General features: G+C 43.3%; 11 protein-coding genes. 9 read left to right on the forward strand and 2 right to left on the reverse strand.

The window, feature by feature from the left end:
- Positions 1 to 12 precede the first annotated feature (12 nt).
- A complete protein-coding gene (locus KUV50_RS17660) occupies positions 13 to 1,107 on the reverse strand; it encodes a mannose-1-phosphate guanylyltransferase (protein ID WP_222581517.1) in 1,095 nt (364 codons plus the stop codon).
- 178 nt (positions 1,108 to 1,285) lie between these two features.
- Here KUV50_RS17660 and KUV50_RS17665 point away from each other — a divergent pair, with 178 nt between their 5' ends.
- From KUV50_RS17665 to KUV50_RS17675, 3 genes are all read left to right on the forward strand, one after another.
- Positions 1,286 to 1,978, forward strand: coding sequence for a hypothetical protein (locus KUV50_RS17665; RefSeq protein WP_222581518.1), 693 nt, complete (start codon positions 1,286 to 1,288; stop codon positions 1,976 to 1,978).
- A gap of 49 nt (positions 1,979 to 2,027) precedes the next feature.
- Positions 2,028 to 2,714 carry a hypothetical protein gene (locus KUV50_RS17670; RefSeq protein WP_222581519.1) on the forward strand — a complete coding sequence of 229 codons (687 nt, stop codon included), beginning with the start codon at positions 2,028 to 2,030 and terminating at the stop codon, positions 2,712 to 2,714.
- Between the two features lie 173 nt (positions 2,715 to 2,887).
- Positions 2,888 to 3,532 (forward strand): SDR family oxidoreductase, encoded by a 645-nt coding sequence (locus KUV50_RS17675; RefSeq protein WP_222581520.1) that lies wholly within the window; start codon positions 2,888 to 2,890, stop codon positions 3,530 to 3,532.
- 119 nt (positions 3,533 to 3,651) lie between these two features.
- Here the strand turns inward: KUV50_RS17675 and KUV50_RS17680 are convergent, their stop codons facing one another.
- On the reverse strand, positions 3,652 to 4,398 hold the full coding sequence (locus tag KUV50_RS17680; protein ID WP_222581521.1) for a hypothetical protein: 747 nt from the start codon (positions 4,396 to 4,398) through the stop codon (positions 3,652 to 3,654).
- A gap of 214 nt (positions 4,399 to 4,612) precedes the next feature.
- On the opposite strand from KUV50_RS17680, the gene KUV50_RS17685 reads away from it, so the two are divergent.
- From KUV50_RS17685 to KUV50_RS17710, 6 genes are all read left to right on the forward strand, one after another.
- Entirely contained in the window at positions 4,613 to 5,929 is a 1,317-nt protein-coding gene (locus KUV50_RS17685; RefSeq protein WP_222581522.1) for a vanadium-dependent haloperoxidase, read from the forward strand.
- Between the two features lie 165 nt (positions 5,930 to 6,094).
- Positions 6,095 to 7,615, forward strand: a complete 1,521-nt coding sequence (gene gpmI, locus KUV50_RS17690) for a 2,3-bisphosphoglycerate-independent phosphoglycerate mutase (RefSeq protein ID WP_222581523.1) — start codon at positions 6,095 to 6,097, stop codon at positions 7,613 to 7,615.
- Positions 7,599 to 8,150, forward strand: coding sequence for a hypothetical protein (locus tag KUV50_RS17695; protein WP_222581524.1), 552 nt, complete (start codon positions 7,599 to 7,601; stop codon positions 8,148 to 8,150). Before gpmI ends, KUV50_RS17695 begins: the two co-directional genes overlap by 17 nt.
- A 91-nt stretch (positions 8,151 to 8,241) precedes the next feature.
- Positions 8,242 to 9,498, forward strand: coding sequence for a 2-oxoglutarate dehydrogenase complex dihydrolipoyllysine-residue succinyltransferase (gene odhB, locus KUV50_RS17700; protein ID WP_222581525.1), 1,257 nt, complete (start codon positions 8,242 to 8,244; stop codon positions 9,496 to 9,498).
- Between the two features lie 354 nt (positions 9,499 to 9,852).
- Complete coding sequence (locus KUV50_RS17705; RefSeq protein WP_222581526.1) at positions 9,853 to 10,833, forward strand: nucleoside hydrolase; 981 nt, start codon at positions 9,853 to 9,855, stop codon at positions 10,831 to 10,833.
- An 816-nt stretch (positions 10,834 to 11,649) separates the two neighbouring features.
- A partial coding sequence (locus KUV50_RS17710) for a PKD domain-containing protein (RefSeq protein ID WP_222581527.1) occupies positions 11,650 to 12,708 on the forward strand: 1,059 nt, incomplete at its 3' end.

A 12,708-nucleotide genomic window follows, 5' to 3' on the forward strand; every position in this document is an offset into this window, starting at 1 on the left:
GATTTTAAGTTGCTATTCCACATTCCACTTGGAACTAAGTTCCTCACGCATGGTTTTGATTTCCTGTTCTGCTTCCAGTGGCCAGATCATAAGTATGTCTTCCTGGTCGATGACGATCATGTTTTTCAGACCCTTGATCAACATCTTTTTTCCTGGCAGCGAATGAATCATTAAGGAATCGGATTGTGTGATGTAGTAGTCATCTTTTGGGTTATTGGTTACAATGTGATCAGATGTTCCCCGTTTGAGTTCATGCAGACTTCGCCAGGTGCCGATGTCGCTCCACCCAATATCAACGACAAAACAGACGATATTATTGGCTTTTTCCATAATCGCATAATCAATGCTGATCGATGGTGTTTTGGGGTAATTATCCTGTATAAACGTGGTCTCCGCTTTGCTGCCATAGGCTTTCGGGGCATTGAGTATATTGTAAATTTCGGTGGCGTGCTGCTCGAAGGCCGTGATCATGGTGGCGACACTGGAGATGAAAATCCCGGCATTCCATACATGGTTCTGGTCCTCCAAATAAGTCTTCGCAACCGACAGATTGGGTTTTTCCTTGAATGCATCGACATGTCGAATGTTTTTCTCTCCGGTAGCCTGCCCAAGCTGGATATAGCCGTATCCTGTATCGGGTCGATGGGGGGCCATTCCCAGGGTGAGAATGTCTGTATGATCGGTCACATATTCCACCGATTGTATCAGGGTATTCTGGAAGATTTGCTCTCGTGTGATCAGATGGTCAGCCGGAAGAATGACCATATTCGCATTGGGGTTTCTGGCAGCAATATGGAACGAAACATAGGCGACGCAAGGGGCCGTATTTTGGCGGCTGGGCTCGACGAGGATGTTTTCTGAAGGCACTGCTGGTAGATGTTGTCTGACTAAAGACCGGTATCGTTCATGGGTCATGACAATAATTTGATTTGCAGGAACCAGAGGACTGATGCGATCATAAGTCATCTGAATCAGAGATCGGCCCGTTCCCAGCACATCTAAAAATTGTTTGGGCATGGCTTCCCGGCTGGCAGGCCAGAATCTGGAGCCGATACCCCCAGCCATGATCACGAAATACGTATTGGTAATGGAATTTTTAGAATTCATGGTCACTTTTATAGTTTCAGAGATCTAAGCTAAAAGAACTTTTTCTAAATGCGAACCAGGAGTCGTTTGTTAATTGTTAAACTACCCAAAAACACGGTATATATAATTTCCCGTATGGACATCTTTGGTTTCCTGTGTACCTTTGTGCATTTATTTTAATTTCGGTTGATTTCTATTTATGTTTGAACTTAGTGGTAAGATATTGACCAGTCGATACTACGCACGGAACCTACCCCTACTAGCGTGGAAGGTGTACGAGATGAGCCATGTAAGAAAGTCATCGTTTTGGTATAAAACGATTCCATTCCCGACTCGGCTAATCGATCTCAACAGTGATTTTTGGGATGGGTATTCCCGTCGACTGCAAAAATATCTCCAAAACATTGATGCGGAGAACTTCGAAGTACGGCGACCTGATTCTATACCGGACTTGATGGATATCTATCAGTCGGTGATGGATGATAAAAGCCTTGCAGCGATCCCGCCGGGCTATTTAAAAACCGAAAACACGTACTTTTATTCTGAGATTTACCACAAAGACCTGGGACGATTGGCTGCCCATGTGAGTATCGGGGATCGCGATGAACAAAAAGTATTTGGCTTGATCAATGCGTCCGATTTTCGGTCTTACGAATCAAAAAAAGACCAGCGTCTGTGCAGTACGGCCAATAAATACCTGTTTCATGTCGATATGTTGTATTTTCAGTCCCTGGGTTATGTCTATTATGATATGGTGGGAACCCGGGAGCCGATGAATCAGATGAAGAAGGAATTTGGCGGGGACATTGTGATGACTTATACCCATGTGCCCTATCCGATTTACTTTTTGCAGAAAATACAACGGTGGGTGTCTTCTTGGTTCAAATGGTAAGCGACTTTGTATATTTGGAAAATGATTGCATCACTTTACTATTTAAGTCATGTTTGAACTCAAAGGGAAGTATCTAACCAGCCGTTTCTATGCCCGGAGTATTCCATTGGTGTCACTTCGGTATCGGTATGATATGAGTCGTGTGGAGAAGTCTTCATTCTGGTATAAAACAACGCCTTTTCCCACTCGGCTGATCGATTTGCAAAGTGATTTTCAAGAAGAATATAGTAAAGGATTGCAGTATTATTTCCGAAAAGCAGAAGAAATAGGATTTCAGATCAAGCGGCCTGAGTATTTGCCAGATTTGATTAATATGTATCAGCCAATCATCGAAAGTAAAAATCTAAATCCTGTACTTGGACATACTTTGAAGAAACAATCGAATTATTATTATTCCGCGATTTACCATCCCCAGATGGGGCGATTGGCTGCCCATCTTAATATTGGTGATTGGGAAGAACGGAAAGTTTTTGCCTATCTTAATGCCTCTGCATTTCGTTCATTTTCAGATAAAAAGGATCAACAATGGTGCAGCACTGCCAATAAATATCTCTATCATCAGGATATGATTCATCTTAAATCAGAAGGATATCAGTATTTTGATTTCGTCGGAACAAAGGAACCTGTTAATCAAATGAAAAAGCAGTATGGTGGAGACATTGTGATGACTTATACCCATGTACCGTATCCGGTTTATTTGCTGAAAAAGTGGCGCAAATTGGTCTGGAGTAGATAGGGAAGGATAAGGTTGAGGTTAAAGCTAAGGATTAGCTTTTGCGTATGCGTAAGGTCAACCCCACCTCTTCCTGGTGCAGGTCCTTTACGGGAACTTCCGTGGAACGATACTCAGAACAATCTTACTGATTTATTGTATAACCTAAAAGAATTATTCAACACAAAATCAACACAATGAAGGTATTAGTTGTCGGTGGAAATGGACAAATCGGTTCATTATTTCTGGAACAAGTCAGGGAATCAACGGACTGGGATCCTGTCGCCATGATCCGGAAGAAGGAGCAAGCAGATAAATTTGATCAAATGGGGGTGTCGACCGTGGTGGGAGATCTGGAATGGCCCGTGGAAGAATTGGAAAAGGTGGTGCAAGGGCATGATGCCGTGGTATTTACAGCCGGTTCCGGTGGCAGTACCGGTGCAGACAAAACTTTATTGATTGACCTCGATGGGGCGGTCAAAATGATGCAAGCTGCCGAAAATCAGAATATATCCCGATTTGTGATGGTCAGTGCGCTGGGTGCGTCATCAAGGGATCGATGGAATGCCGATTTGAAACCATATTATGTGGCCAAACACTTTGCCGATGACGCACTGGTACGAAGCTCACTGGATTATACCATTGTTCGTCCCGGTCGCTTGTTGAATGAAAAGGGGACAGGTCGCATAGAAGTCGGAGAAGAAGTGGAACGTGCTTCTATTCCCCGGGCTGATGTGGCATCGGCACTGATCGAAGTCCTCCGACAGCCTGGAACGATCGGTAAGTCTTTTGACCTAATTTCCGGTGAGCAGGATATTTCCAAAGCGATTGAGGCCTTGTAACTTCCATAAAACAAAGCCATAGGCGGATGCCAGTACTGAACATAAGAAACTGAACGGGCTAGAACCGAAACAACCCAGACTTCCCGTTCCGAAGAGGAAATTGGCGCAGCACGGTCTTCTTAATCTGCTTTACCAGTGCAGGAATAGGAACTGATGATGTACTCTCCATTCTGGTGATAGAGGCTGATTCGAAGTGGATGATCTTTGTTCCGGAGAACGAATTGGTGCTTGAGGCCACTTTGCTGCAAGAATTTTGGTTCGGACATATAGGTGGCCTTTTGGTCAAAATAATTGGAGTAAAGGGCCATCATCAATTGGTAAGCTTCCGCATATCGGACGGTGGGGATGTGATAGGTCTCAAGCAGACAATTTTCAATGTTTTTCATATTCCAACGGATCCCGTTTTCAAACCGGATGTCCCGGCTTTGGCCTTCACTTACATTCCCGGGCTCATAAGAACGTATGTCTTTCGACACCAGGTCATCGCTCGGGAAATTTTCGTACGCCAAGTCAATTCCTGAGGCATCCGAACGCAGATCGAAAGTTTTGAAGTGTGATAGATATCCGTCAAAGATGTAACCGGTGTCTTTTTTGACAATGACCTTGATCCAATGGCCCTGCACCTTCAGTCCCGGTTGGATTTCTATAGTCGTAGGATGCTCTCCAATGTTTTTATCGACGACTCGTACCGCACTACCATAGTAGGATTTGCTGAGAATCTGTCCGTCGGGTGCAGGTGTCTTGGTAACATTGGCTCCGCGCATTTCCCAGACATACAGGGTGTCGTTGAATATATAAGTCTGTCCAAATGCTATAGAACACAGAGCGACCAGAAGGAGAGTGAGTAAAGAGCAGCAGTATTTCATGGTAGTTGGGTTTTTCCTGTACATAAACCGGGATTGGATCCCATTTATTACGGCATTGAATTAAAATGAAATTCTCGGGGCGTTATTGATCTGTTAAAACTCACGGATCTCCCTAAAAATAGGATCGCGGGAATGAGATTGTATACACTGATAGAAACGTCTTTTTAAAATATACTGTATCTTTATGGTTGTATTTAAATAGTAGGGAGCTTGCATGAAATATCTTTATGGTCTGGTGGTCGCGTTGTATTTCACATCCTGCGTGTCAGATCACGCTTATAAGAACAATTTATATGATTCGGAATACTTTCACCGATCGGTGAAGAAGCTCACAGATATCATGGTTTATGATATCTTTTCTCCGCCGGTGGCCAGTCGTACCTATGTATACCCGGCAGTAGCCGCCTATGAGATTATGGCACAGTTGGATGATGGTTACTCGGCATTAGCCGGTCAATTGAATGGTCTGACACCGATTCCTAAAATAGATACCTCTTCCTTCGAAGATCCTTATTTATCTGCGATCGAAGTATATACCATTCTGGGGCAGCGCCTTCTTTTTTCCGAAGACAAAATGGAAGAGTTTCGTTCAGATCTGGATAAAGGTTGGAGAAAGATGGGGGTGCCAGAACAGGTCATCCAGGCTTCGGAATCATACGCCCAAAGGGTAGCGGATCATATTTTTAAGTGGATTGATCAAGATGGGTATAAACAGACCCGGACCATGCCCAAGTTCAGTATCCAGTCTGACCCGGGGCGATGGGAGCCGACTCCACCGGATTATATGGAGGGCATTGAACCCCATTGGGATAAAATCCGAACTTTGGTATTGGATTCAGCTGCTCAATTTATTCCATTACCACCTCCTGTTTTTGATACGATACCGGGATCGGCCTTTTATGAACAGGCTCGAGATGTATATGAAGCGGTGAATTTGGAGGACGAAGAATTTATTGCCATTGCTAGTTTTTGGGACTGCAATCCTTTTGTTTCTCATCACAAGGGTCATGTGATGTTTGGCACGAAGAAAATATCCCCCGGGGGACATTGGATGGGTATTGCTGGTTTGGCTGCCAGGCAATCCGGATTATCACCGATGGAAACCATTGCCACTTATACCTTGGTTAGCATTGGATTATTTGATGCTTTTATCAATTGTTGGAACGAAAAATACCGATCCAATCTGATTCGGCCGGAAACATATATAAACAAATACCTTGATCCAATGTGGCGTCCAGTGCTCCAGACCCCGCCTTTTCCAGAACATACCAGTGGTCATTCTGTGATTTCCACTACTGCAGCGGTACTTTTAACTGCCCTTTTTGGTCCGGATTATGCCTTTGAAGACACCGTAGAAATGGAATATGGCTTACCTGCCCGGCAGTTTGATTCTTTCATACAAGCTTCTCAGGAAGCGGCGATTAGCCGGCTTTACGGGGGTATTCATTACATGCCGGCGATCACGGAAGGTGTAAAGCAGGGGGAAGGTGTTGGAAATTTTATTATTCAAAATTTGATGTTTAAGAAGTAAATAGTTTCTGATAAAATAGCTGAAGAAAGTGATTGATCGATTTATACTGCTTATTTTTGAGGGCAGAATTTTAAGATGCATCCTCTAGAAATCGGATGTCTATTGATATAAACATTGTATTTTTTAGAACGTTATAAAGCTTTCAGGAGCAAAATCAGGAATAAGATGAAAAAAAACCTTTTGATGATACTAGATGGTTGGGGCATTGGGCCCGATAAAGATCGCTCCGCCATCGCGCAAGCCAATACACCCTATGTGGATTCATTGTATGAGCGATATCCTCATGCCGAGTTGGTAACCTATGGAGAAAAAGTGGGACTGCCGGAAGGGCAGATGGGGAATTCCGAAGTGGGGCACCTCAACATTGGTGCTGGTCGGATCGTGTATCAAGAATTGGCCCGCATTAATAAGGCGATCTCCGAAGGAACATTCGCTCAGGAGGACGCTATACAGCATCTTATAAAATATTGCCATGAGAACAAGGAGCCTGTACATCTCATGGGTTTGCTCTCGGATGGCGGAGTACATTCCCACATAGATCATTTTTTAGCGGCGGTTGATGTATTCTCGGAGCAAGGGATTCCGGTATATATCCACTGTTTTTTGGATGGACGGGATACTGACCCGAATGGTGGTGTAGGTTATTTGGAAAGATTGCAAGACCATATTCAGGATAAAAATGCCCAAATTGCTACAGTGGTTGGGCGATATTATGCCATGGATCGCGATAACCGATGGGAGCGCACATCGGAAGCTTATCAACTCATCGTTCACGGGGTAGGAGAGAAAACAAGTGATGTCGTCGAGGCGGTAAAAGCATCGTATGAGAACGGTATAACCGATGAATTTGTGCAACCACTAGTGGTTACCGATGAAAAGGGAGCGGCGATTGGTTCCCTGAAACCTAATAACGCCTGCTTTTTTATAAATTTCAGAACGGACCGACCCCGGCAACTCGTATCGGCATTAACACAAAAGGAGTATGCCGAACAGAATATGAAACCCCTGGATCTATACATGGTGACGATGGCTCGTTATAATCAGGCCTTTGAAGGAATCCATGTCGTATATGACAAAAAGGATATCGAGAATACCTTGGGAGAGGTTCTGGCTGATCAGGGAAAATCGCAATTGAGAATTGCGGAAACTGAAAAATACCCGCACGTGACTTTCTTTTTCTCCGGAGGAAGAGAAAAACCTTTTAAAAATGAAAGCAGAATCCTGGTTCATTCGCCGAAGGTGGCCACGTATGATTTACAACCTGAAATGAGTGCGGTCGGGATTACGGAGAAGGTGATAGAAGATATGGGAACCAACCAACCAGATTTCATTTGTTTGAATTTTGCCAATGCGGATATGGTCGGTCATACGGGAGTTTTTGAGGCGGCTGTCAAAGCAGTGGAAACCGTCGATCAATGTGCCAAAAGAGTTTGTGAGGCGGCATTGGAAGCAGGTTATTCGGTTATTGTAATTGCGGACCATGGCAATTCGGACTATATGGTCAATGAGGATGGTAGCCCCAATACTGCGCATACCACCAACCCGGTACCGATATTTTATCTCGATGAAAATCCACGCTATTCCACCATAAAAAACGGAAAGTTAGGAGATGTAGCACCCACTATTTTAACCTTGATGGAGCTCAACGTTCCTGATGAAATGACAGGCGATGTTTTGGTACAATAGCTCCAGGTGGTTCGGCGGGTTTCTGATGCTTCTGGTCTTCGGATGTGTCGAGCCCGAAGACGTTACCACTTTTGACACGGATTTAATTAGCCTGCCTGCGGTGGTGGATTCTGTTTTTAACAATGGCATGGACAGCCTGTTAAATGTCACGAAAACGATCACAGTAAATGATCATCCTCCCGAGTCGAAAAAACTGGTAAATTATAACATTAAAGAGGATCTGCGTATATTAATTGATTATAATGTGGCCACCCCGAGATGGGCTGATTTTATGGAGGTCCAGCGGACAGATAGTGCCGGGCTTCAATTGATCAGATATACTACGGACAACAAAAAAGCACCGGTTCGAAACATCAGGGTGGTCAAGAAAGGCAATGATATAATAGCCGTTAAAATCCGAAGCAATAAAAAGAATCTGATTTCGGAACAAGCGCATACCATAGTCTGGAACCTGGGAAAAAGTTATTCGATTCAAAAGACGTCAAAGCTGTTGATCCGTAAACCCAGTATATTTCGTTCCGTGGTTTCTTATTAAATCTTTTGATGTGATCATTGGGTTAAACCACCTGGTAATCCATTAAAATTTTATAATTTTACAACATAATAGATATTCAACGAAAAGAATCATGAGCATAGTCGAACTTAAAGTACCCACCATCGGAGAATCCATTACTGAAGTAACTTTATCTGCCTGGTTAAAGGAGGATGGAGCATATGTAGAACTGGATGATCCGATCTGTGAATTTGAATCTGATAAAGCCACACTGGAATTTCCTTCAGAAGCAAGCGGAAAATTGATTTATGTCGCCGAAGAAGGACAGGATTTGGAAGTGGGAGAACTGGTGGCAAAAATCGATACTTCGGTGGAAGCACCTGATTCAGAGGGAGGTGATCAAGGAGATTCAGAAGAAAGTTCTGTACAGAAGGAAGATGAAGAAGGCAGCGCTGGGGAGTCTCAAACTCAAGTTGATTCTGAATCTCAATCCTATGCCAGTGGGCACCCTGCTCCGGCTGCTCAGAAAATACTTGACGAAAAAGGGATAGATCCGGCTACGGTCAAGGGCACTGGAAGGGATGGACGCATCACCAAAGAAGATGCTCAAAAAGCGACTCAACCTGAAGCGCAACCTGAGAAAGAGCCTTCAAGTCAATCAGAAGCTCAACCTCAAACCCAGCCTTTCTCGCGAGAAGAACGCACAGAAAAAATGTCACGGATGCGCCGGACAATTGCAAAACGATTGGTTTCTGCCAAGAATGGAACCGCGATGTTGACCACATTTAATGAAGCGGATATGTCTGCTATCATGGATCTTCGTAAAACATATCAGGAAAAGTTCGTTGAAAAATATGGGATCAAACTCGGTTTTATGTCCCTCTTTGCCAAAGCATGTGCAGTGGCCTTGCAGGAGATGCCTCAGGTGAATGCTCGAATTGACGGAGACAATCTGATTTACCACGACTATGTAGATATATCCATCGCCGTCTCTACGCCCAATGGATTAGTTGTACCTCCGGTAAATAATGTCGAATCGTTGAATTTTCATGAAATTGAGCTGAAAATCAAAGAGCTGGCTGATAAAGCACGGGAAGGAACACTGAGCCTTGAAGAAATGACTGGAGGTACCTTTACGATCACGAATGGGGGAATATTTGGTTCTATGATGAGTACCCCTATTCTCAATGAACCTCAATCTGCCATTTTGGGTATGCACAATATAATACAGCGTCCCGTTGCGATCGATGGCGAAGTGAAGATCCGCCCCATGATGTATCTGGCGCTCTCCTATGACCACCGAGTCATAGATGGCAGTACTTCGGTCACCTTTTTGGTCCGTGTGAAAGAGCTCCTGGAGAATCCGGTTCAGCTTATGATGGGAATCTGATTAATGGTCGTTGGGTATCGGTTGTTGGTCAGCTGTCCACGGTCTACCCGTAAACTTTGAGTCTGCTCCGAAAAGTAGGTTTTACGCGAAAGTAACCCCGTGTCTTTAGACCGGGGTTAAAACAGGAGAATATTATTGAGCTTTAGCTCTTTATGAAGCTTGTTTTAATGGCTAAAGCCAATATTTTCGTTACGATAACATCCCCGGGCTGACCGCGTGCGCTAAAGCTATAGCGGTGGCGCAAGCACCGGGGGTATAGTTGTCAAAAGAGACTTTCTGGAGGGGGCTTAACTTTTTAAACCTGATAAACTTCATTAACCATATCAACGCTAAATACATATAACCAAAAAGACGATGTCCAAAATCTTCCATTTTCTTATATTTTTTGCAGCAATGATTCCGATCCAAATGACGGGACAAGCTGTACCGCAGATCATTTTTGATACCGATATGGGCCCGGATTACGATGATGTGGGGGCGTTGGCGGTTCTGCATGCTTTGGCAGCACAGGGAGAGTGTGACATATTGGCTACAGTAGCCAGTGACGGCCATCCATCAATTGCACCGACCATAGAGGTATTAAATCGGTATTTTGAAAAACCAGATATTCCGATTGGATCTCCTTCAAGGAATGCGCCCGCTTTTACCGCTGAGAATAGCTGGAACGATTCGTTGATTCATCGTTATCTTCCCCAGGTAAAAACCAATTCAGAGTACCCGCAAGCGGTTAAGGTGTATCGAAAAATACTTGCTGAATCTGCAGATACGAGTGTGACCATCGTGACGGTTGGATTTGTGACCAATCTGGCCGATCTATTGCGTTCGGGACCTGATGAATTTTCATTGCTTTCCGGCAAAGAATTGATTCGAAAAAAAGTCAAGAACTATGTTGCTATGGCCGGTGTGTTTCCCGAAGGAAAAGAATTTAATGTGTACCAGGATTCAGTTTCTTCAAATGTGGTTTTTAGTCAATGGCCAACGCCCATATTGTTTAGTGGTTTTGAGATCGGAGCCCGAATTGGAACCGGACGACATACCGCTCATATGAACGTTAGAAACAGTCCGGTGCAATGGGCGTACAAATACAATTTGGAAACATTCGGTGGGGGCAAGGCGCTCTCTCGCCCATCTTGGGATCATACGGCCGTTCTGGTCGCGGTACGTCCGGCTGGTGATTACTTTTATATCAATGGTCCGGGCCGCTTTATCATCAATCCGGACGGAACCAACAGTTGGGACCCGGCCACGGACGCAGGACACCATTTCCTGACCCATAAATATCCGTACCGCATCGTGGCGGAACTACTTGAAGGATTGATGATGTATACGCCTTAATCCAAGCACGTAATACACAACTACAAAATAATTGAATACTGGAATTAACCATTTCTGGCAGAATTACCACATGAAATTTGCATAACTAAAATCCTAATAGCAACAACATATGCATTTGCAGACCGGTAAATATGTTAAAATTAGGTATTAATTTAAGTAAAAATTTGTTAGTTTAAATTTTATTCATATATTGACATCGGTACATGGTTTTAGGCGTTGCCCCTTAGCGCCTTTAAGTAAAAACTCTTTAGAAACTAAATACCATATTCTTACGCTTTTGCACTGTTGTGTGATTTCTGACTGGAATTGTTTGTCGCAAAATAAGCGACGAGTGTTGTTCTGTGTTGGATTTGGTTGCACACCTTATGTAACGGGGTTTGGATGTAGGTAGTAAAATCAGATGTAACCTTTATAATCACAAAAGAAACATGATTATGAGATACGCACTTACTTAATCACACTTTTTACATTGCGGATACTCAGCTGGGAAAATATCAGATTAGTATTTTCTTCTGGCGGGTAGACTTCCTAATTGACTTTGTTGATACAAATAATAATTGCACTTGCATTTAATGGGGTCTGCTGTGTCTCGTGAATATACCCTTTTACTATTCTCTTCTGAGTGTTCCAATTCTTTTAGTATTCATGCAAAGTGAATGCCTGGTATAGTATGTAATTAACAAATAATTAATTGATGTACTGGCTTGCGCATTGGACTGGGCTCGGGGTCGGTGTGCTCCAGAACTCCATAATCTAAAAGAAACATTTTTAAAACAACTGCACAGATTACCTACATAAGAAATTAACCCTCTAATTATGCAATCCACCACTTCTACCTTCGACACTCAAAATTCTTTTTTTTCTTCATGCTTTAGAATCATTCATGTAAACAAAAATACTTTTAGAAAGATCGGATGGAGTAATTATGGAATTCGATTTGTGTTATTTGTGCTTCTTGTCATAATCTTTTTTCAAACAGTACAATCGCAGAATCTCTGCAGTTTTAATTGCTCCACAAACAATGTTACAGTTGACGATGCTTATATCGGAGATGCAAATGGTAACCCCATTGGAAGCTGCAATGTACCAGACAATACACAAGTTTCCATTTGGTTAGAAATTCCTTGGAATTCAAATGCTAATAGATATTGTCTAGCCATGTATGCGAGACTTTTAATTACTAATCCTGATAATTCCCAGATAATAACTGATTTAGATGGACTATTGTTAAAAAAGACGATTTTGCCAGGTGTTAATTTGGTTAAAATTTATGACTTTTCTTATATCTGTGGACAAAAAGTGGAGCTTGTTTCACTGCCTGCTTATGCGAATAACAATGGTATTGGCCCAAGATTTGGGTGGCGTACAAATAATAATAATACATGTTCTTCTGGAACTGAGGGTGTAAGTTTTGTGAGTTGCCACACATCCCCTGGTCAAACTGCCTGTGCTCCTAATATTCTAGTCAATCCACCCCTTCAGGCTAACTTCTCATATGTAGCTGAATGTGACGGAGGAGGTTTTCAGTCGGTGACATTTACGGATGAAACACAAGGCGGAGATGGGAATCATACCTATGACTGGGATTTTGATGTTAGTACAAATACCGCTTCACCAGCCACATCCAATACTGTCGGTCCTCATTCGGTGACCTATTCATCTGGTGGTTCTAAGACCGTGAAGTTAACCGTGGTGAATGGTGGTGAATCCAGTGAACTAGAAATAGATATCGAGGTTAAGTCATGTTGTTCCGCATTGACCTGTAGTACGACACCGACGGATGCGAGCTGCAACAGCGGGAGCGATGGAAAGATCACTGTGACAGCCGGAGGAGGAACTCCCGGTTATACGTATAGCATTGATGGTGGTCAGAAC

Origin of the sequence: Membranihabitans marinus (assembly GCF_019802045.1) — a bacterium.
Taxonomy (GTDB): Bacteria; Bacteroidota; Bacteroidia; order Chitinophagales; family Saprospiraceae; genus Membranihabitans; species Membranihabitans marinus_A.

What these genes read in the sequence shown, in the direction of transcription:
- KUV50_RS17660 (WP_222581517.1), bottom strand. Translation starts at nt 1,107, where the DNA reads ATGAATTCTAAAAATTCCATTACCAATACGTATTTCGTGATCATGGCT.
- KUV50_RS17665 (WP_222581518.1), top strand. Translation starts at nt 1,286, where the DNA reads ATGTTTGAACTTAGTGGTAAGATATTGACCAGTCGATACTACGCACGG.
- KUV50_RS17670 (WP_222581519.1), top strand. Translation starts at nt 2,028, where the DNA reads ATGTTTGAACTCAAAGGGAAGTATCTAACCAGCCGTTTCTATGCCCGG.
- KUV50_RS17675 (WP_222581520.1), top strand. Translation starts at nt 2,888, where the DNA reads ATGAAGGTATTAGTTGTCGGTGGAAATGGACAAATCGGTTCATTATTT.
- KUV50_RS17680 (WP_222581521.1), bottom strand. Translation starts at nt 4,398, where the DNA reads ATGAAATACTGCTGCTCTTTACTCACTCTCCTTCTGGTCGCTCTGTGT.
- KUV50_RS17685 (WP_222581522.1), top strand. Translation starts at nt 4,613, where the DNA reads ATGAAATATCTTTATGGTCTGGTGGTCGCGTTGTATTTCACATCCTGC.
- gpmI (WP_222581523.1), top strand. Translation starts at nt 6,095, where the DNA reads ATGAAAAAAAACCTTTTGATGATACTAGATGGTTGGGGCATTGGGCCC.
- KUV50_RS17695 (WP_222581524.1), top strand. Translation starts at nt 7,599, where the DNA reads ATGTTTTGGTACAATAGCTCCAGGTGGTTCGGCGGGTTTCTGATGCTT.
- odhB (WP_222581525.1), top strand. Translation starts at nt 8,242, where the DNA reads ATGAGCATAGTCGAACTTAAAGTACCCACCATCGGAGAATCCATTACT.
- KUV50_RS17705 (WP_222581526.1), top strand. Translation starts at nt 9,853, where the DNA reads ATGTCCAAAATCTTCCATTTTCTTATATTTTTTGCAGCAATGATTCCG.